The 19,186-nt window shown below is 68.8% G+C and carries 23 protein-coding genes and 1 riboswitch; of the genes, 12 read left to right on the forward strand and 11 right to left on the reverse strand.

The annotated features are described in order from the left end of the window. Window positions 1-38: 38 nt before the first annotated feature. Together Q7X29_RS32800 and Q7X29_RS32805 are read left to right on the forward strand one after the other, a co-directional pair. A complete protein-coding gene (locus tag Q7X29_RS32800) occupies window positions 39-746 on the forward strand; it encodes a hypothetical protein (protein ID WP_316576317.1) in 708 nt (235 codons plus the stop codon). After that, window positions 743-1,258 carry a hypothetical protein gene (locus Q7X29_RS32805; RefSeq protein ID WP_316576318.1) on the forward strand — a complete coding sequence of 172 codons (516 nt, stop codon included), beginning with the start codon at window positions 743-745 and terminating at the stop codon, window positions 1,256-1,258. Before Q7X29_RS32800 ends, Q7X29_RS32805 begins: the two co-directional genes overlap by 4 nt. A 71-nt stretch (window positions 1,259-1,329) precedes the next feature. On the opposite strand, the gene Q7X29_RS32810 is transcribed toward Q7X29_RS32805, so the two are convergent. From Q7X29_RS32810 to Q7X29_RS32820, 3 genes are all read right to left on the reverse strand, one after another. Continuing rightward, window positions 1,330-2,538 carry an O-succinylhomoserine sulfhydrylase gene (locus Q7X29_RS32810; RefSeq protein WP_218722191.1) on the reverse strand — a complete coding sequence of 403 codons (1,209 nt, stop codon included), beginning with the start codon at window positions 2,536-2,538 and terminating at the stop codon, window positions 1,330-1,332. A 10-nt stretch (window positions 2,539-2,548) separates the two neighbouring features. Continuing rightward, window positions 2,549-2,965 carry a rhodanese-like domain-containing protein gene (locus Q7X29_RS32815; protein ID WP_218722192.1) on the reverse strand — a complete coding sequence of 139 codons (417 nt, stop codon included), beginning with the start codon at window positions 2,963-2,965 and terminating at the stop codon, window positions 2,549-2,551. A gap of 18 nt (window positions 2,966-2,983) precedes the next feature. Beyond that, window positions 2,984-3,101, reverse strand: a riboswitch (SAM riboswitch). Between the two features lie 46 nt (window positions 3,102-3,147). After that, on the reverse strand, window positions 3,148-3,606 hold the full coding sequence (locus tag Q7X29_RS32820) for an Rv0361 family membrane protein (RefSeq protein ID WP_218722193.1): 459 nt from the start codon (window positions 3,604-3,606) through the stop codon (window positions 3,148-3,150). A gap of 189 nt (window positions 3,607-3,795) precedes the next feature. Between Q7X29_RS32820 and Q7X29_RS32825 the strand changes: the two genes are divergently transcribed. Continuing rightward, the gene (locus Q7X29_RS32825; protein WP_316576319.1) at window positions 3,796-5,184 is read left to right on the forward strand and encodes an FAD-dependent oxidoreductase; all 1,389 of its coding nucleotides are present in this window, start codon (window positions 3,796-3,798) and stop codon (window positions 5,182-5,184) included. A gap of 57 nt (window positions 5,185-5,241) precedes the next feature. After that, entirely contained in the window at window positions 5,242-6,108 is an 867-nt protein-coding gene (locus Q7X29_RS32830; protein WP_218715886.1) for an amidohydrolase family protein, read from the forward strand. A 1-nt stretch (window position 6,109) separates the two neighbouring features. Here Q7X29_RS32830 and Q7X29_RS32835 read toward each other — a convergent pair whose 3' ends face one another. Next, window positions 6,110-6,592, reverse strand: coding sequence for a DUF456 domain-containing protein (locus Q7X29_RS32835; RefSeq protein ID WP_218715887.1), 483 nt, complete (start codon window positions 6,590-6,592; stop codon window positions 6,110-6,112). A gap of 208 nt (window positions 6,593-6,800) precedes the next feature. Between Q7X29_RS32835 and Q7X29_RS32840 the strand changes: the two genes are divergently transcribed. Further along, window positions 6,801-7,895: a CaiB/BaiF CoA transferase family protein gene (locus Q7X29_RS32840; RefSeq protein ID WP_218715888.1), complete on the forward strand. Its 1,095-nt coding sequence runs from the start codon at window positions 6,801-6,803 to the stop codon at window positions 7,893-7,895. Between the two features lie 90 nt (window positions 7,896-7,985). Then, a complete protein-coding gene (locus tag Q7X29_RS32845) occupies window positions 7,986-8,330 on the forward strand; it encodes a hypothetical protein (protein ID WP_316576320.1) in 345 nt (114 codons plus the stop codon). Window position 8,331: 1 nt separating this feature from the next. On the opposite strand, the gene yczR is transcribed toward Q7X29_RS32845, so the two are convergent. Next, entirely contained in the window at window positions 8,332-9,834 is a 1,503-nt protein-coding gene (gene yczR / locus Q7X29_RS32850; RefSeq protein ID WP_218715890.1) for a MocR-like transcription factor YczR, read from the reverse strand. Between the two features lie 61 nt (window positions 9,835-9,895). On the opposite strand from yczR, the gene Q7X29_RS32855 reads away from it, so the two are divergent. The 3 genes from Q7X29_RS32855 to Q7X29_RS32865 all read left to right on the forward strand — a co-directional run bounded on the left by Q7X29_RS32855 (window position 9,896) and on the right by Q7X29_RS32865 (window position 11,756). Continuing rightward, a complete protein-coding gene (locus Q7X29_RS32855; protein ID WP_218715891.1) occupies window positions 9,896-10,180 on the forward strand; it encodes a hypothetical protein in 285 nt (94 codons plus the stop codon). Window positions 10,181-10,227: 47 nt separating this feature from the next. Then, window positions 10,228-10,791, forward strand: coding sequence for a methylated-DNA--[protein]-cysteine S-methyltransferase (locus Q7X29_RS32860; RefSeq protein WP_218715892.1), 564 nt, complete (start codon window positions 10,228-10,230; stop codon window positions 10,789-10,791). Between the two features lie 146 nt (window positions 10,792-10,937). Further along, on the forward strand, window positions 10,938-11,756 hold the full coding sequence (locus tag Q7X29_RS32865; RefSeq protein ID WP_316576321.1) for an alpha/beta fold hydrolase: 819 nt from the start codon (window positions 10,938-10,940) through the stop codon (window positions 11,754-11,756). Window positions 11,757-11,830: 74 nt separating this feature from the next. Here Q7X29_RS32865 and Q7X29_RS32870 read toward each other — a convergent pair whose 3' ends face one another. The 3 genes from Q7X29_RS32870 to Q7X29_RS32880 form a co-directional block, all read right to left on the reverse strand. Next, entirely contained in the window at window positions 11,831-12,124 is a 294-nt protein-coding gene (locus tag Q7X29_RS32870; RefSeq protein WP_218715894.1) for a hypothetical protein, read from the reverse strand. 100 nt (window positions 12,125-12,224) lie between these two features. Next, window positions 12,225-13,097, reverse strand: coding sequence for a hypothetical protein (locus Q7X29_RS32875; protein WP_316576322.1), 873 nt, complete (start codon window positions 13,095-13,097; stop codon window positions 12,225-12,227). Between the two features lie 154 nt (window positions 13,098-13,251). Then, a complete protein-coding gene (locus Q7X29_RS32880; RefSeq protein WP_218715864.1) occupies window positions 13,252-14,541 on the reverse strand; it encodes an adenylosuccinate synthase in 1,290 nt (429 codons plus the stop codon). A gap of 273 nt (window positions 14,542-14,814) precedes the next feature. Here Q7X29_RS32880 and Q7X29_RS32885 point away from each other — a divergent pair, with 273 nt between their 5' ends. From Q7X29_RS32885 to Q7X29_RS32895, 3 genes are read left to right on the forward strand one after another with little or no spacing between them, the layout of a single operon-like run. Further along, a complete protein-coding gene (locus Q7X29_RS32885) occupies window positions 14,815-15,444 on the forward strand; it encodes a hypothetical protein (protein ID WP_218715865.1) in 630 nt (209 codons plus the stop codon). After that, window positions 15,441-16,229 carry a site-2 protease family protein gene (locus Q7X29_RS32890; RefSeq protein ID WP_218715866.1) on the forward strand — a complete coding sequence of 263 codons (789 nt, stop codon included), beginning with the start codon at window positions 15,441-15,443 and terminating at the stop codon, window positions 16,227-16,229. The genes Q7X29_RS32885 and Q7X29_RS32890 overlap by 4 nt, the downstream gene beginning before the upstream one ends. Before the next feature lie 43 nt (window positions 16,230-16,272). Further along, window positions 16,273-17,127, forward strand: a complete 855-nt coding sequence (locus tag Q7X29_RS32895) for a glycosyltransferase family 2 protein (protein WP_218715867.1) — start codon at window positions 16,273-16,275, stop codon at window positions 17,125-17,127. Between the two features lie 4 nt (window positions 17,128-17,131). Here Q7X29_RS32895 and Q7X29_RS32900 read toward each other — a convergent pair whose 3' ends face one another. From Q7X29_RS32900 to Q7X29_RS32910, 3 genes are all read right to left on the reverse strand, one after another. Beyond that, the gene (locus tag Q7X29_RS32900) at window positions 17,132-18,298 is read right to left on the reverse strand and encodes an FUSC family protein (protein ID WP_218715868.1); all 1,167 of its coding nucleotides are present in this window, start codon (window positions 18,296-18,298) and stop codon (window positions 17,132-17,134) included. 25 nt (window positions 18,299-18,323) lie between these two features. Further along, the gene (locus Q7X29_RS32905; RefSeq protein ID WP_218715869.1) at window positions 18,324-18,758 is read right to left on the reverse strand and encodes a DUF3151 domain-containing protein; all 435 of its coding nucleotides are present in this window, start codon (window positions 18,756-18,758) and stop codon (window positions 18,324-18,326) included. A 127-nt stretch (window positions 18,759-18,885) separates the two neighbouring features. Next, window positions 18,886-19,074 carry a hypothetical protein gene (locus Q7X29_RS32910; protein WP_316576323.1) on the reverse strand — a complete coding sequence of 63 codons (189 nt, stop codon included), beginning with the start codon at window positions 19,072-19,074 and terminating at the stop codon, window positions 18,886-18,888. Between the last annotated feature and the right edge of the window lie 112 nt (window positions 19,075-19,186).

Below are 19,186 nucleotides of genomic sequence, written 5' to 3' on the forward strand. Positions count from 1 at the left end.
CAGGCGCGGAACGGCGGGGCGTGTCACCGGAGACCATCGTGGAGATCGCCGGCACGCACGGCATCACCCCGGAGGACTTCACCGTGCTCGACGGAATGGAGCCGGTCACCGACAAAGACGGCAAGACCTACTTCATCATGCCTTCCGGCACCAGCGGCGACGATGCGCAGAAGGCGGTGCTCATGACCTACATCCTCAACGCGGGCACCGACTACGACAAGGCCGGCCTGGTACCGGGTGTCGTCAACGACTTCGAGGAAACGCCGTACTCCAGTGCGGAAGTACAGCGGATCATCGACCGGCAGGACAAGAACGACTGGAGCTACGACCAAGACGTAGCGTTCATCGATAGCAACGGTGGGCGGCTCGCAACCACACCCAACGGCATGCTCATGGGACTCGGGGGCAACGAGCTACAGGATTTGTACAGCCAAAAGGGTGGCACCACCTACGGCGACATCTTCATGATGAATCTCGATGACCTCGACGACCCGGCCGGCCAGCTGCGCGAGATCGCCGAATCCGGAAGTAAGTGGTTCGACAACGGGAGCGGACCACAGCAGAGTTCGACCGATCTGGATCGCCTGTTGCACCACGAGGAACGGCACTCCCAGCAGTGGGCGGAGAAGGGATACGCAGGCATGATCGGGTCGGTGGCCTGGTCCGGTCTGAAGGCGTGGTGGACCGACAGTGACGACGAGATCGAAGAAGACGCGGGCCTGCACGACGGGGGATACAAGAAATGATTCGCCGGCCCGCCGTACTCGTCGCCATCGCTGCGCTGCTGACCTCCTGCGGCATATTCGGCAAAGACCAAGTGGACCTGCGGCCAGGACTACCGGATGCCTTCGGCGCGCGGATCACCGATAGTGAATTGCGGATCTGGACCGGATCGCGGTGCCTTGGCGCCGAACGGGCCGTTCTCGCCTTCGAGCCGAGCCACTCCGCGCTCATTCTGGTTCCCGCGAGCGGAGCGGGAACCGATATCGAGTATTTGACAGTCGGACCGAACCCCGGCTGGAAGATCGCGGAGCCGCTCCCTCCTGGCTTCGAGTGGAGAAACGAGAGAAAGCTCTACCTCACGCAGATCGACGCGGGTTCGGGCGTGGCCGCCGACATCGAGACCATTGTGCGGGACTCCGCGGCGCACCCCGCCGATACCTACTGGTTCCAGGGAGTGGGCTGGCTGAACGCGGCCGATGTCGCCGCGCAGGACGGGAAGACCTTCCGCTCCTTCTGCAGTCCCCACCCGCTGTAACAACCGATCGAAAGCCCCAGGACGGCCGGCCGAGTCTCGTTTCGAGAGGCTGACCCGGGGCATTCGCGGACTCAGCGCAGGGCGTGGTCGAGGTCGCCGAGGAGGTCCTCGATGTCCTCGAGGCCGATCGAGATGCGGACCACGCCGTCGGAGAGGCCGATCGAGGCGCGGCCTTCGGGGCCCATCGCACGGTGGGTCGTCGTGGCGGGGTGGGTGATCAGGGTCTTCGCGTCACCGAGGTTGTTGGAGATATCGATGATGCGCAGGCGGTTGAGGACCTCGAAGGCGCGCTTCTTGCCGTCGTCGCCGGCCAGTTCGAAGGTGACGACCGTGCCGCCGCCGGACATCTGGGCGGTGGCGAGGGCGTGCTGCGGGTGGGACTCGAGGAAGGGGTATTTCACCCAGTTGACCGACTTGTTCGTCTCCAGGAACCGGGCGACCCGCAGCGCCGACTCGGTGGACTGGCGCACACGCAGCGGCATCGTCTCCAGGCCCTTGAGCAGGGTCCAGGCGTTGAACGGGCTCAGCGCGGGGCCGGTGTGGCGCATCAGGTTCTTGACCGGGCCGTCGATGTAGTCCTGGGCGCCGAGGATTGCGCCGCCGAGCACGCGGCCCTGGCCGTCGATGTGCTTGGTGCCGGAGTAGACCACCACGTCGGCGCCGAGTTCGAAGCCGCGCTGCAACAGCGGGGTGGCGAAGACGTTGTCCAGCACCACCTTCGCGCCCGCGGCGTGCGCGAGCTCGGTGACCTTGCGGACATCGACGAGGGTCTGCATCGGGTTGGCCGGGGTCTCGAAGAACACGGCCTGGGTGGGGACCGAGAGCGCCTGCTCCCACTGCTCGAGGTCGTCACCGTCGACGAAGACGGTCTCCACGCCCCAGCGCGGCAGGATCTCGTTGCACACCACGAAGCACGAGCCGAACAGGCTGCGGGCCGCGACGAGGCGATCGCCCGCCTTCAGCAGCGCGCCCAGCGCGGTGAACACCGCGGACATGCCGGAGGCGGTGGCGAACGCGGCCTCGGCGCCGTCGAGCAGCCGGATGCGCTCCTCGAACATGGCCACGGTCGGGTTGCCGTAACGCGAGTAGACGAAGTGCTCGACCTCGCCGGTGAAGGACGCCTCGGCGGCCTCGGCGCTCTCGTAGACGAAACCCGAGGTCAGGTACAGCGCCTCGGAGGTCTCCTCGAAGCCGGAGCGGCGCAGGCCGCCGCGGACGCCGAGAGTGGCCGGGCCGACGCCCTCGGGCAGTGGCTTGTCGAACGAACCACCGGTGATCATGCTGTTCTCCTTATGCCTGACGCCACGGCAGGCCGACCGCGCGCCAGCCGACGCTGCCGCGCTGCCCGAACGCGTCGGGACCGCCCTCGAAACCGTCCAGCACGTTGTAGGACGGGGTGATGCCCGCCGCGGTCGCCACGGTCGCCGCCCCGATGGAGCGCTGGCCGGAGCGACACAGGAACACCACCGGCGCGCCGTCCGGCCGATCACCCAGCGCCTGCTCGAGCTGCGCGCCGAAGTTCGGATTGCGGGTTCCGGTGCCGTCGACCCACTCGATGAAGTGGGCCGGGCGCTCGATCGAACTGGTGTCGGGGATACCGATCTGCGCCCACTCGCCTTCGGTGCGCACGTCGACCAGCACCGCGTCGGGGTGCTCGGTCAGGATCTCCCACGCCTTCTCAGGGGTGATGTCGCCGGCGTAAGTCATGTCGAAACCTCCTGCGTGAATCCGCTCTTGCCGTGCCGGTTGTCCGGGCACACGGCCAGGTCGTCACCCGGAGCACCCCACCGCGGAGGAGGGTTGCCGACCAGCGAGCCGGGGCTTGGCGCTGGTACTCATGACCTTGCGATCTGAGATTGCCCCGGCACAGGTCACCGTGTCAAACAGTGCTACGGAGTGCAGACCAGCCAGGTGCCGTCCACCCTGGTCAGGTTCCAGGTGCTGGTGGCGGACGTGTCGCCGATCTGCACGGTGGCGTCGATCTTGGCCCGGTCGCCGTTCACCGTCGCCTTGTCGAAACTCTTCTTGTCGATCGTCACTGCCGATTTCGGGCCGCCGAGCCGCTCCGACAGGCCGGATTTCTCCTCGTCGAAGCCGGGGCAGGCGACACCGGCCGGCGGACGCAGCTCGCTGCGCGAGCGCGCGTCGATATAGTTGGTGACAGCGGCGGCGAGACGGTCGGCCTCTGTGACATTTTTCTCAGCGGGCGAGAGCAGACCGCCGAGCACGATGCCGATGAGCACGATGACCGCGATCACCGCGGCCGCGACGAACGGGACGATGGAACGCTTGTCGGTCTGATCCACCACGATGGGCTGGTCGTCCGAGCCTGTCTGCTCCTCGTTCATGCTGTAATCCTGACAGACCCGGTGCGGGCAACCACACCGCACGCCGGGTGGCCACAACGCCGCAGATAGAATCGCCAGAATGCGGTGCGCTGCCGACTCGGAAGGCAGCTGCCAGCAGCCGGATCGTCAACTTAGCCTAAGCTAAATCGACGCCGTCAACAGTTCTCGACCAAAGGGTGCGCGTAGAAAATGACCGAACAGAGTGCAGCGACCCGCCCGCTCCGCATTGCGATCGTGGGCGCAGGACCGGCCGGTATCTACGCCGCCGACGCATTGATGAAGTCCGATGCCGATGTCAGCATCGACCTCTACGAGCGCATGCCCGCGCCCTTCGGCCTGATCCGCTACGGCGTCGCCCCCGACCACCCGCGCATCAAGGGCATCATCACCGCCCTGCACAAGGTCCTCGACAAAGACCAGGTCCGCCTGCTCGGCAACATCGACTACGGCACCGACATCACCCTCGACGACCTGCGTCAGTTCTACGACGCGGTCATCTTCTCCACCGGCGCCAACGCCGACCGCGCCCTGCCCATCCCCGGCATCGACCTCGACGGTTCCTACGGTGCCGCCGACTTCGTGTCCTGGTACGACGGGCACCCCGACGTGCCGCGCTCGTGGCCGCTGGACGCGGAGAAGGTCGCCGTGCTCGGTGTCGGCAACGTCGCCCTCGACGTGGCGCGCGTGCTGGCCAAGACCGGTGACGAGCTGCTGCCGACCGAGATCCCGCCGAACGTCTACAAGGGGCTCAAGGCCAACAAGGCCGTCGAGGTCCACGTCTTCGGGCGCCGTGGCCCCGCCCAGGCCAAGTTCACCCCGCTCGAGCTGCGTGAACTCGACCACTCGCCGACGATCGAGGTCATCGTCGATCCCGAGGACATCGACTACGACGAGGGCTCCGAAGCCGCCCGCCGCAACTCCAAGCAGGTCGACATGGTCGCCAACACCCTCGAGCAGTGGGCGATCCGCGACCAGGGCAACCGCCCGCACAAGCTGTTCCTGCACTTCTTCGAGTCCCCGGCCGAGGTCATCGGCGAAAACGGCAAGGTCGTCGGTCTCAAGACCGAACGCACCCAACTCGACGGCACCGGCAACGTCAAGGGCACCGGCGAGTTCAAGCAGTGGGACGTGCAGGCCATCTACCGCGCCGTGGGGTACCTGTCGCAGAACATCACCCAGCTGCCGTTCGACGACCAGGCGGGCACCGTGCCCAACGAGGCAGGCCGCGTGATCTCCGACGAGACCGCCGAAGGCTCGGCCCGCTTCATGCCCGCCACCTACGTGACCGGCTGGATCAAGCGCGGCCCGGTCGGCCTCATCGGCCACACCAAGGGCGACGCCAACGAGACCATCGCCTGCCTGCTCGACGACGCCAAGGACTTCACCCCGGCGCCGCAGCCCGAGCTGGACGCGGTCACCACGTTCCTCGAGGGCAAGGGCATCCCGTTCACCACGTGGGCGGGCTGGTACCGCCTCGACGCGCACGAGCGCGCGCTGGGCGAGCCGGAAGGCCGTGAGCGCGTGAAGGTCGTGGAGCGCGAGGACATGCTGCGCGCTTCCGAGCCCAACAAGGTCTAGCCTCGGACGTCGGAGCCGAACTGTTCCATTCCGCCGAACTCGAGGCATTCTGTACAAGTGTTCGATGCCCACGTCCACATCATCGATCCGCGGTTCCCGCTGATCGAGAACGAAGGCTACCTGCCTGACCCCTACACCATCGCGGACTATCGAAAGCGTATGGAGCACTTCCATGTTCGCGGTGGTGCGGTGGTCAGCGCGTCGTTCCAGGGGTCCGACCAGTCGTATCTGAAGGCCGCGCTGGCGGCCCTCGGGGACGGCTGGGTGGGGGTCACCCGACTGGATCTGGATGCCACCGACGACGAGATCATCGAATTGGATCGCGCCGGCGTGCGCGCGCTGCGGTTCAACCTCAAGCGCGCCGCCGCCGACATCACCGAGATGACGTTGCAGGCGCTGCGCGCGCACGAGCTGGCCGGCTGGCACGTGGAGCTCTACATCGACGGCCAGATGCTGGCCTCGCTGCAACCGGTGATCTCCAAGCTGCCCGCGCTCTCGATCGACCACCTCGGCATGTCCGAGGAGGGCCTGCCCTACCTGCTGGACCTGGTCGATCGGGGCGCGCGGGTGAAGGCCACCGGTTTCGGCCGGGTCGACATGGACGTGGCCGAGACGCTGCGCCGGATCCACGCCGTCAACCCGGGCGCGCTGATGTTCGGCTCCGATCTGCCCGGCACCAGGGCGGGCAGGCCGTTCCGGGACGCCGACGTGGAACTGATCTGGCAGGTGGTCGGCGCCGACCTGCACGCCGTGCTCGAGGACAACGCCAGGGAGTTCTACCGGCTGCCGGTCGCGGACCGGCCCGCGGCCGATCCCCTGCCGACCACGCCGATCCCGCGCACCGACAACCCGACGGTGCCGATCCCCCGCGACGAACTGCCCGGCGCGGGCGAGCACACCCGCCCGCTGCCGGTCATCGAATAGCTCAGGCCAGGATCGCGCCGGTGAACCAGACACCGGCGGCGATCAGCGCGCCGAACAGCTCGACCAGCATCGACAGGCCGACGCCCTTGAGCGCGTGTAGCGTCGCGGGCCAGGCCAGGTCGTTGGTCTTGAGCCGGTACAGCTCGGCCAGGTACACACCGAGCACGAAGCCGATGAACAGGCCGACGATCGGGATGACGAAGAACCCGGCCACGCCGAGGATCGCGCCGCACAGCAGCGCCTTGTTCGACACCCCCGCGTCCCGCATCCGCCTGCCGGGCCAGGTGTACTTCACGACGCCGGAGATGACCAGCGCCACCGTGGCGATCGCGAGCACCGTCCATGCGGCGCTACCGCCGGTCATGAAGGCCCACACCGCGATTGCCGCGAAAATCAGGATGACGCCTGGCAGGATCGGAACGATCACACCGACGAGGCCGACCAGAATGACGAGGCCTACGATGACCTCACCCCACACGCTCACTACCGGGTTCCTCCCATTGTGACGCCGAGTCGCGCCACCCGGGATTCTCGCCCATGCCCTACCCGGCTCGCCATCCCGACGCTATTGTCGGAGTGTCAATACCGTTCGACGATGAACAGAGGTCAGGTGTGAGCGAGCCTTGGCGAGCGAACCAGAAGCACAGCGCGCGATCGCGCATGACGAAGCCGAGCGCCGGCGAGGTGCAGTCGTGAGCGAGTCCACCGCCAAGCAGGGGCCCCTCGCGGGTATCAAGGTCATCGAGCTGGCCGGCATCGGGCCGGGTCCGCATGCCGCGCTACTGCTGGCCGACCTCGGCGCCGATGTGGTCCGCGTGCAGCGTCCCGGCATGATGCCCGGATTCATGGAGCGCCCGCAGTGGCGTGGCCGCACCATCGTCGAGGCGAATCTGAAGGATCCCGCCGACGTCGCCAAGATCCTCGACCTGGTCGAGCGGGCCGATGTGCTGCTGGAAGGCTTCCGCCCCGGCGTCACCGAGCGCATGGGCCTCGGCCCCGACGACGCGCTTGCCCGCAACCCGCGCCTGGTCTACGGCCGGATGACCGGCTGGGGCCAGTACGGTCCGCTCGCCGATCGCGCGGGCCACGACATCAACTACATCTCGCTGACCGGCGTGCTCAACGCCATCGGCCGCAAGGGTGAGCGGCCGGTGCCGCCGCTGAACATGGTCGGCGACTTCGGTGGCGGCTCGATGTTCCTGGTGTTCGGCGTGCTCGCCGCGCTGGTCGAGCGGCAGAGCTCCGGGCAGGGCCAGGTGATCGACGCCGCGATGATCGATGGCGCGCTCGCCCTGTCGCACATGATGTGGGGCATGCGCGGGGTCGGTCTGTGGTCCGACGAGCGCGGCACCAACCTGCTCGACACCGGCATGGCCTTCTACGACACCTACGAGACCTCCGACGGCAAGTACATGGCCGTCGGCGCGATCGAGCCGCAGTTCTACGCCCAGCTGCTGGCCGGGCTGGAGATCGACCCGGAGGGTCTGCCGATGCAGCTCGACCCGAACGGGCAGGACCAGCTGCGCAAGCTGTTCGCGGACAAGTTCAAGACCAAGACCCGCGACGAGTGGGCGGCGATCTTCGACGGTACCGACGCCTGCACCACCCCGGTGCTCACCTTCACCGAGGCTACCGAGAATCCGCACATCGCGGCCCGTACCGGCCTGATCGAGATCGAGGGCGTCGTCCAGCACGCGCCCGCGCCGCGCTTCTCCCGCACCCCCGGTGGCGTGCCGACGCCGCCGCCGTCGGAGACGACACCGATCGAATCGGTCTGGGCTGACTGATTTCCCGGCCTGTCGTCGGTAGTCTCACCGACTATCGACGACAGGCCACGGATCCGAACCGGCCACCGGCCACCGAAGGTGCTCACCGCGTTGATCGCGGTCACCACCTTCGGCGCCGCGCTGCTCGCCTTCGCGGTGGCCGAGGCGCTGCTCGACGATCGCCAGGCGCAGCTCGCCGAATCCCGTTGCCGCAGTGACGCGCCGGTCCCCATCACGGTCAGTCTGCTCAACGGCCTGGCGGCCGGGCTGCTGGCGGCCACCACGATCGCGCTGGTGTGCCTGCTGATGCTGCTGTTCCGCTATCCGTCCCCGCGCGCCGCCGCCGTGCCGCTCACCACCGTCGCGATCGTGATCTCGACGCTGTTCATGCTCGGTGCCGGGTACGAGACGGTGCGTCCGCATCCGGCCACATACTACTCGTGCGGGTTCGGCTGACTCAGTAGCAGGTGAGCGGCTGTAGCGGATCGGCGGCGCGCGGGGTCAGCGCGTCGTAGGCGGCGGCGATCGACTTCACCGCCAGGCGCAGTTCGGCCTCGGGATGGGTGAAGGGCAGGCGCAGGAACCGCTCGAACGCGCCCTGGACGCCGAAACGCGGTCCGGCGGCGAGCAATACACCGTGATTGGGCGCGGTGGCCGCCAGGGCCGTGGAGACCGGGCTCGGCAGCTGCGCCCACACCGACATGCCACCGGCGCCGGGCACGATGTGCCAGCCGGGAAGATCCTCGGCGACCGCGTCCAGCAGGGCGGTGCGCTGGGCGCGCAACTGCTCGCGCCGCCGCTCCAGGATGGGCTCGGCGTGTCCGAGCAGGTGAACGGTGGCCAGCTGGTCCATCACCGGCGTGCCGAGGTCGACGGTGGCGCGGATGCCGAGCAGCTTGGTGATCAGCGCCTGGTTGGTGCGGATCCAGCCGACCCGCAGACCGCCCCAGAACGACTTCGACGCCGATCCGATGGTGATGATCTCCGAGCCCTTCGCGAACGCGGCGACCGGCGGCGGCATGGCGTCGTCGGACAGGTTCAGCTCGCTCATCGACTCGTCGACGACGATGGTCATCCTGGTGTCGCGCGCGATGGCGGCCAGTTCGGCGCGGCCGTCGGCGTCGAGCAACAGGCCGGTGGGGTTGTTGAAGTCGGGGACCAGGTAGGCCAGCGTCGCCGCGGTCTGCCGGGCGGTGCTGCGCAGCCCGTCGAGATCCCACCCGGCGTGCGGCAACTCGGGCCGCAGCGGCACCGGGATCGGGCGGGCGCCGACATCGCGGATGGCTTCGATGGCGTTCGGGTAGCTGGGGTGCTCGATCAGCACGCGCGCGGCGGGCGAGGTGAGGACGTTGAGCAGCAGCCGCAGGCCGTGCTGGGCGCCGAGGGTCACCAGGATCTGGTCGGGCTCGGTGGGCAGGCCGCGGGCGGTATAGCGGCGGGCCAGCGCCTCGCGCAGCGCCAGCACGCCGACCGGGTCCATGCCGTGCGTGCCGAGAAAGGCCGGAATGCCTTGCAGCGCGGCCGAATACGCGTCGTGCAGCTCCGGCGGCGCCGACATCGCCGCGTAGGTCATGTCGATGGTCGGCAGTTCGGGCTGCGCCATCAGCGCCATGATGCCCCGGGTCGGCTTGGAGCCGTCGTGCTGGATGGCGGGCGGCAGCGCCACCGTGCTGCGCGAGCCCTGTCGGCTGATCAGGTAACCGTGCTCGCGCAGCAGCGAGTACGTGGAGGTGATGGTGGTGCGGCTGACGCCCAGGGTGGCGGCCAGATCCCGCTCGCTGGGCAGCGCGACGCCGAGCGGGGCGCGGCCGTCGTGGATCAGCAGCCGGATGGCCTCGGCCAGGGCCAGATAGGCGGGCCGGTGCGGACGGCGCTCGGGAGCGTCGCCGTCGGTTTCGGGGTCACGCCACCGCCCGAGGTCGCGGGCCAGGCCGGACGCGCCGATCACTCTTGTCGCCATGAAGTCCAGTATTCCGTAAGTGGATATTTCTCGGCAAGGCCAGTCGGAGGATTCTTACGTCATGACCACTTTCCTCGCCCTCGCCGTCGCCGCAGCCTTCGGGTACGCGGTCTACCACTTCTCCCCGAAACGCGGCGAACTGCCCTTCTGGCCCTTCCAGTACCTGCCGCACGACAGAGCCTTCGGCACCTACGATGAGCAGCGACTTTTCCGCGATCTGGACGCCGCGCGCGTGCACGAGGAGGAGCCGGTCGTCGAGGCGGCCGAGGCCACCGACGCCGATCCAGTCCAGTTGCCGAAAACTGGCCTTCTCTCCTCCGGTGAGCGCGGGCCACTCGCCGCGTGACCGGGGGCAGCCCCGAATCTGTCACCGGGTCGGCGCACACTGTGCTCATGAGTTCCGGAACCCGGACCGAACCGGTGGCCGCGGCACTGTTCGACACCGCGATCGGCCTGTGCGCCATCGCCTGGCACGGCGACACCGTCGTGAGGTTCCAGCTGCCCGAGGCGAGCGAGGAGGAGACGCTCGCCCGGATCACCAGACCGCTGGCCGGCGAGCCGGTCGTCGAGGACGAACCGGGACCCGTGATCACCGCGGCGATCACGGGTATCCGCGCGCATCTGGCCGGCACCCTGGACGCGCTGCGCTGGATCGACGTCGACCTGGGCGGAGTCCCCGAGTTCTACCGGGGCGTCTACGCCATCACCCGCGACATCGACCCCGGTCACACCCTCAGCTACGGCGACATCGCCACCCGTCTCGGCGCCCCCGGCTCGGCCCAGGCCGTCGGACAGGCGTTGGGCCGCAATCCCATTCCGCTGATCATCCCCTGCCATCGGGTCCTCGCCGCCGACCACGCGCTGCACGGCTTCTCCGCACCCGGCGGCATCGGCACCAAGGCCCGCCTGCTGGAGATCGAGCGCACGCCCGGCTTCGGCGAGCCGATGCTGTTCTGAACCGATGACTTCCTGAGTCCCGCCCCGTCTGCATGATCGGTGCCGCAACGCTCGGCACCCGGGGAAACCCGTGCCGACCTGCGATGGACCCGATCGCGTACCGTCGAGTCCGGTGGTCACACGGCCCGAATGCGAGAGGAACCACGATGCAGACTGTGACGTCGGCCGACGGCACCACGATTGCCTACGACCGGGTCGGGGACGGCACGGCGGGCACCGTCATCCTGATCGGCGGCGCGTTCAGCTTCCGCGAGTACTCGACGATGGTCGAGCTCGCGCAGACGCTGGCGACCGACTTCGATCTCACGGTGCTCAACTACGACCGGCGCGGGCGCGGTGACAGCGCCGACTCCCCCGGCGTGTACGACGTGGCCAACGAGATCGCCGACATCGCCGCGCTGGTCGAGGTCGCGGGCGGGAAGGCGGCGCTGTTCGGCTGGTCCTCGGGTGCCGCGCTGGCGCTGCTGGCCGCGCGCGAGGTGCCGGGGGTGACCGAGGTGGTCGCGTTCGAGCCGCCGTTCGTCGTCGATCCGAAAGACCATGTGCCGCCGAAGGATCTGGCGGGCAAGCTGCATCCGATGATCGCCGCGGACAAGCGGAACAAGACAGTGCGGTACTACATGACCAAGGCGATGGGCATGCCGTGGCTGATGGTCGGCGCGATGCGGATGACGCCCTTCTGGAAAAACCTTGCCGCGACATCGAACTCGACGGCCCACGACTGGGCGGTGATGCAGCCGTACATGCGCGGCAAGTCGCTCGATCCCGCGGACTGGAGCGACGTGCGGGTCCCGGTCCTCGTCCTGGCCGGCGACCGCACCTCCCCGATGCTCACCCGGGGCGCCAAGGCGGCCGCCGCGGCGCTGCCCTCCGCGACCTTCGCCGAACTGCCCGGCGTGAGCCACAATCCGAAGGTCTCGATCCTCGCCCCGGCCATCGGCGAGTTCCTCACCACCGCCCGCTGAGCGCGATCACGTCTCGATGCGGGTGTCGCGCGAGAGCGCACCCGCACCACCGCGTGGTGATCAGCCGTGGCTGATCACGGTGGCGGCGGGTGGTCGCGGTAGAACTGGCACGGCTCGCCGGTGAGGTAGCCGTCCATACAGGCGAAGTAGGTCTGGACGCAGGCGTTGCTGGTGCAGCCCGCGGTGTACAGCATTCCCCGGATGCGCTCGTTGCGTTGCTGCGAGGGGGCCAGGGTCTGGGCGGGCGGGAGTACCGAACTCACGGGCGCGGGACTGGGTGGCGGGGTGGTTTCGCTCGGCGACGCACAGCCGGACAGCACGGCGATCGTCAGCAGCGCCGACGAGGCCAGACCCGCGCGCACCGTCATCCGTCACCTCCGTCCGAACCCGCCTCGACCGTACTACCGACGCGTCCGTGCTGCCCAGGCGGCCGCGAGCGGCGGCCCCGTCCCGATGGCCGAGTCCCGATCAGAGCGTGGCGCCGTAGCCGCTGCCGAGCACGCCGCCGACAACGGCGCCGCCGGCCGCGGCCGGAATACCGAGAGCCGCGGCCCCGGCGGCCGCTCCGACACCGGCACCGATCGCCGCGCCGGCACCGGTCGTCGCCGCGGCGATCGGCCACGCCGCGGCGAAACCGGCGCCGATGGTGCCCAGCGCACCGACACCCGCCGTAGGAACAGCCGAAGCGCCGGCGAGGATCGCGGTCGCGCCCGCGGTACCGGCCGCACCGACCGCGAAGCCGACACCGGCACCGATGCCCGCGCCGATGAGCCCACCACCGACGGCGCCGACGGCCGCCGCCGGGGCACCGACGATGGCGGCACCGGCCAGTGCGCCGCCGACCGTCGCGGCGGCGATCTTGTCCGAGCGGCTGGGGTTGATGCCGATCGAGCGGCCCTGGGTCGCGATGGCGGCCTCGACGTCGGCGGCGGAGTTGTTCACGCCGTCGAGGACCTCGCCCGGGACCTCGTCGGGTACCGGGCTGGTGAAGTCACCGACGCGCAGCGTGCGCGGAGGCGGGGCGATGGGCGCGACCGGCTCGACGGGCTCGGGGAGGTGCAGCTCCTCGATGACGATCGGCGGGGGCGGAGCGGTGTATTCGGGCACCGGGCGCGATTCCGGACGTTCGGGCGCGAGACGCTCCAGCGTGTCGGGAGCGTCGAACGTCGCCAGATCGGACCGGCCCTCGTCGGCGGGCGCCGGCGTGTTCACGCCCGGCTGCTCCGGGTTGATCCCCGGCTGCGGCACCGCGATCGCGACGCCGGCGCAGGCCACGGCCAGCGCCATCGGCAGCACGCCGACGAGCGGACGGGCGACTCGCCGCGCCGTCGAATAGTTCACATCATCGGACCGACGGATCACGCCGAACACCCACTCACACACTCGACACCATGCGGCACGTCCCCGCGTACCGCGCAGCGACGATAGCGGTAGCCGAGCGGATGCTGTCAAATCGATAGCGAGTCGACATCACTCGCGCGTGTCAGCGCTCAGCTCACCCCAGCACGTCGTGGCGCACGATCGTCTGATCGCGGCCGGGGCCCACACCGATGCACGAGATCCGCGCGCCCGAAAGCTCTTCCAGCCGCAGCACGTACGCCTGCGCGTTGGCAGGCAGCTCCTCGAAGGTGCGAGCCTGCGAGATGTCCTCCCACCAGCCGGGCATCTCCTCGTAGATCGGCTTGGCGTGATGGAACTCGGTCTGGGTGGTCGGCATCTGCTCGACCCGCTCGCCGTCGATCTCGTAGGCGACGCAGATCGGCACGGTGTCCAGACCCGACAGCACGTCGAGCTTGGTGAGGAAGTAGTCGGTGATGCCGTTGACGCGGGTGGCGTAGCGGCTGATGACCGCGTCGAACCAGCCACAGCGACGGGCGCGACCGGTGGTGACGCCCACCTCGCCGCCGTTCTTGGCCAGGAACTCACCGAAGTTGTCGAACAGCTCGGTCGGGAACGGGCCGGAGCCGACGCGGGTGGTGTAGCACTTGAGGATGCCGAGCACCGTGTCGATCTTGTTCGGGCCGATGCCGGAACCGACCGCCGCGCCGCCCGAGGTCGGGTTCGACGAGGTGACGAACGGGTAGGTGCCGTGGTCGACGTCGAGCAGAGTGCCCTGCGAACCCTCCAGCAGGATCGTGTCGCCGCGCTCGAGCGCCAGGTTCAGCTCGAGCCGGGTGTCGGAGATGCGGTGTTTGAACGACTCGGCCTGTTCGAGCACCTCGTCCACCACCTGCTGCGGGTCCAGCGCGCGGCGGTTGTAGATCTTCACCAGCACCTGGTTCTTGAATTCCAGGGCGGCCTCGACCTTCTGGGTGAGGATCTTCTCGTCGAGCACATCGGCGACGCGGACGCCGACGCGGGCGACCTTGTCCTGGTAGCAGGGACCGATGCCGCGGCCGGTGGTGCCGATCTTGCGGCTGCCGAGGAAGCGCTCGGCGACCTTATCGATGGCCACGTGGTACGGCATGATCAGGTGCGCGTCGGCCGAGAGCAGCAGGCCGGAGGTGTCGACGCCGCGCTCTTCCAGCCCGGCGAGCTCGTCGAGCAGCACGCCGGGATCGACCACGACGCCGTTGCCGATGACGTTCTTCACGCCGGGGGTGAGGATGCCGGACGGGATCAGGTGCAGGGCGAACTTGTCGCCGTTGGGAAGCACGACCGTGTGGCCTGCGTTGTTGCCGCCCTGGTAACGAACGACCCACTGCAACCGCTCACCGAGCAGATCGGTAGCTTTGCCCTTACCCTCGTCGCCCCACTGGGCGCCGATGAGGACGATTGCCGGCATTTCGCGTCTCCTACAGATCGACGGCAGCACACGGTGTACTGCAGCTACCTGCCGAATTGAGGCGGTGGCCGGAGACACAGTCTAGCCGACCCCTGATCAGGACCCTCCGACCTGCCCTGTCCGAGCACGCCGACCCCGGACCGCTGCGGGTGCCACGATCGGTTACGGTTACTTGCCGGCAGGGGGTTTGCCGTGTTCGAGGGCGACAAACCGTCGACCCGACCGAGGAGGGTGTACCGCAGTTTGAGTACCCACGTTCTCCGATGTGGTGACATGCCGGTCCCGATCGCGCTGGCCTCGCAGCCGACCACGCAGACCGGGCCACAGCCCGACACCGGCGTGATCGACGAACTGCTGCCGGTGCTGGCCGCCGACAGCCTGCCGCGCCTGATCGTGCTCGGCTCCGACGCCGCCCTGGCCACCGTGCTCACCCATCTGATGCGCACCGAACGCCTGCACGTCGAGGTCGGTTTCGTGCCGACCGAGACGACCTACGCCTCGCGGGTCTATCAGACCGCGACCGGCAACGCCGCCGCCAAGATCGCGCTCGAGGGCCGGGCGATCGAGACGCCGCTGATCCGCGACGACACCGGCACCGTACTCGTCGGCCGGGCCAGCATCACCGGCGTCGACGGCGCCAAGCTCGAGGGCGAGGCCTACGTCGACGACACCCTGCTGTTCACCGGCACGGTGACCACGATGCTGATCTCACCGACCATGACGATGCCCGGCGTCCGCGCCAGGGTCCGCAAGGGTTTGCGCAAGCGCCCCTGGGTCGCCGGCCGCGCCGCGCAGCTCGGCACGCCGGGCGCGATCGTCACCCGCGACGGGATCACCACCGACCGCAAGGTGCCCCGCTCGACCTTCTATCGTTTCGAACAACCCTGGCTCCTGGTGCGATGACCTCCTCCTTCCCCACCGGCAGGCGGGCAGGCCACAGTGCCGTCCGCCCCAGCCCGGTCTTCCTGCTCATCGTGCTGATCACCGTGCTCGGCGGCGCGCTGGCCTGGGACGCCGACATCGAGTCGGTGCGCGCCAAGGTCGGTGTGTTCGTGCTCGTGGTGTTCGGCTGGATCATCAGCCTGTGTCTGCACGAGTTCGCGCACGCCTATGTCGCGTGGCGGGCCGGTGATCATGAAGTGGAAGTGCGGGGATATCTCACCCTGAATCCGCTGAAATACAGCCACCCGGTGCTGTCGATCGGATTACCGCTGATTTTCATCGCGCTCGGCGGTATCGGATTGCCCGGTGGCGCCGTGTATGTCGACACCACGCGATTCCGGTCCGGGGTGCAGCGGCTGGTCAGCGCGGTCGGTCCGGCGTCCAATCTGCTGTGCGCGGTGGTGCTGCTGGTGGTGGTGCGCGCGTTCGGGACGATGCAGGAGCACGCCGCGTTCTGGTGCGGGCTCAGTTTTCTGGCGTTCCTGCAGATCACCGCGTTCCTGCTGAACATCCTGCCGGTGCCGGGCCTGGACGGGTTCGGGATCATCGAGCCCTCGCTGAGTTACGAGACGCGCCGGTCGCTCGACCAGATCAAGCCCTACGGAATGCTCGTTCTTTTCGCTGTCATCTTCTTCACACCATTGAGCCAGGTGTTTTTCGACGCTGTTTACGCTTTGTTCGAACTTTCCGGGGTACCTGACGGGTGGGCTGCCTACGGTAGCCACATGACCCGGTTCTGGCGTTGATAGCCTGTCGCGGGTCAGCCTCGACTCAGGAACGGAAACTCGTATGGGCACCACCGAACCGCCCGTAGTTCTCTCTGTCGTCATCCCGGCGCTCGACGAAGCCTCGGTCATCGCCGCCTGCCTAGACCGGCTGGTCGGCCAGGACGCCATCGACGAGATCATCGTCGTCGACAACGGCAGCACCGATCGCACCCGGGAGATCGTCGCCGAGCTCGCCGCCCGACATCCGAAGATCGAACTGATCGACGAGCCGAATCCCGGCGTCGCCCATGCCCGCAATACCGGCTTCGACAAGGCGCGCGGCGACTACCTCGGCCGCATCGACGCCGACACCCTCGTCGGACCCGACTGGGGCGCCACCGTGCGCGCCCACCTCGACGCGCATCCGGACACCATGGCGGTGACCGGCATCAGCACCTACCACGACTCCCCGATCGGCTTCTTCCTCGCCGCCGCGATCGGCGGCCAGGAGCGCCTCGGCCTGATCAAACACCAGCCGGTCGGCAACGTGCACGGCGCCAATATGGCGATCCGGCGGACCGCGTGGGAGCAGGTGCGCGAGGCCACCACCACCCGTCGTGACCTGCACGAAGACCTCGACCTCGCGCTCTGCCTGACCAAGGCGAAACTGCGCATCGACCAGCTGCCGCGGCTGCGCGCGGAGATCTCGGCGCGTCGCCGCCAGACGCCGCCGAGCATCTGGTGGAAATACCAGTTGCGCGGCCTGGAGACCATCGCCAACCAGGGCTACAACGTGGTGGGCTTCCACCGCGCCGTGATCACCGGGGCCTGGGTGATGCACACCTCGCAGTGGCCGATCTACCGGGTGTGGGACTTCGACCGCAAGCGATTCTCGCTGCGGCCCGGCCGCCCCAGGGTCTCCCCCGTCGGCGACTGAGCCGTCACTCCTCGGGCGTCACATACGGATTGGGCACGGTGGGCGGGAGCAGCGCCATCGCCGAGATGCGCTGCATCCCGCACACGACCATCAGATCCACCACGATCGACCGGATCTGCGCGAACACCACATGCGCCGAAAGACCGGCACCGGCAACGAGTTCGGGGCGGGCCTTCTTGGCGACGCTGCGCAGCGCGCGGGTGGCCTCGGCCTGATCGGGCTGCTCGCCCGGGTCCGCCAGCATCATCTTGCGGACCACATCGGTGGCATGGCCCAGCTGATCGACCAGGTCGATCAGGCGCGGATCGAGCACCTCGTCGTCGCGGACCAGGGTCAGGGAACGGCGCAGCAGCACACGGGTGTTGCGGACGGCGTTGTCGAGCGGATCGGCCGCCGAATGAATGCGCGCGAGGCGTTTGCGGGAGTTCCAGTACAGCGGCGAGATCCGGCTGACCTCGCGGCCGCCCTCCAGCGCCGAGCGCAGGGCGTCGATCTGCTTCTGGGTGGCGCGCACCGCCGAGAGGGCCTCGTGCACCTTCTCCGAGTTCTGTTCGAGCAGGCCGTCGGCGCAGGTGATCATCGACTTGCTCATCACCGACAGCACGTCGGCCGCGTGCTCGCGGGCGCGGCGCACCGGGTGCAACGGGATCAGCCCGACCATGAGCACCCCGACCAGGCCACCGACCAGTGCGTCGATCATCCGGCTCGGCCCGGCCCCGGACGACTGACTCAGCGTCGAGACCAACACGGCCGAACCCGCCGCCTGGATGGTGATGATCGAGCCGCCGTCGAGGAACACCGAGCACGCCATCGCGGCGGCGACCACCAGGCCCACCTGCCAGACCCCGGTGCCGACCTGCGCGATGAACAGGTCACCGATGCCGATGCCGACGGCAACGCCGACCACCAGCTCCACCGACCGGCGGATCCGGGCGCCGAAGGAGATGCCGATCGAGACGATCGCCGCGGTCGGCGCGAAGAACGGGTCGGGGTGCCCGATGACGTTGTGCGCGATGAACCACGCCAGTGCCGCACCCAGTGAACACTGGATGATCGGGATCATCGACAGCCGCAGGCGCACCGCCGACGCCTTCACGCGATCGACGGTGCTGTCCTTGGCGGCGGCGACGACCGGGCTGGCCGCGGCGACGACGGGATGGGGATCGCTCACCTACGACTCGGATCCGGCCGCGGGCTCAGTCCAGGCCGAGTTCGGCTGCCGCGTGCGGATCGCAGTCCTCGAGCAGATCCAGGCAGCGTGCGTATTCCTCGGTCTCACCGATGGTCTTGGCCGCCCTGGCCAGCGCGCCGACGCTGCGCAGGAAACCCTGGTTCGGTTCGTGATTCCACGGGACGGGGCCGAAGCCCTTCCAGCCGTTGCGGCGCAGCAGGTCGAGGCCGCGGTGGTAACCGGTGCGGGCGAAGGCGTAGGCGGCGACGGTGTCGTGGTTGACCTCGTCGCCCGCGCGCTCGAGCGACGCCTCGGCCAGCTGCGCCCACGCGATCGACGCGGCCGGATGATCGGCGGCGACCTGGACGGGATCGGTGCCCGCCGCGATGGCGTCCTCGGCGTCGATCAATTCCGGAAGGAGGACCGGCTGCGGTCCGAGCAGGTCACCGAAGGAGGTCATGGGTTCATTGTGCACCGAGGCCCGTGACGTCGTCGCCCGGCCCGCCGCGAGGCGATCGGCGAACCCCTCGGCGCGGCGCGCACTAGGCTGTGGCGCGAGTGGAACGTTCGAGCCTGAGCGAGGGGTACTAGGTGTCCGACCCGACCGACGAGAACAACGCGGCAGCCGAATCTGCCGACCCCGGCGCGACCGCCCAGCGCGGCGCCGATTCGTCGAACACCGCGCCGTCGACCGGCGCGCCCAAGTCGACCCCCGAAGCGGTGACCGAACCGGGCAGGCCGACCGTTCCCCCCGGCAACGCGGAGACGGTTGTCATCCGCCGTGGTGAGCTGCCGGGCGCTGCCGGCGCCGGCGACCAGTCGACCGAGCGACATACGAACGCACCCGGCGGACGCTCGCCGTCCGAACGCCCGGCGAACGCGCCCGGT

The organism is Nocardia canadensis, from assembly GCF_032656385.1.
GTDB classification, from domain to species: Bacteria; Actinomycetota; Actinomycetes; order Mycobacteriales; family Mycobacteriaceae; genus Nocardia; species Nocardia canadensis.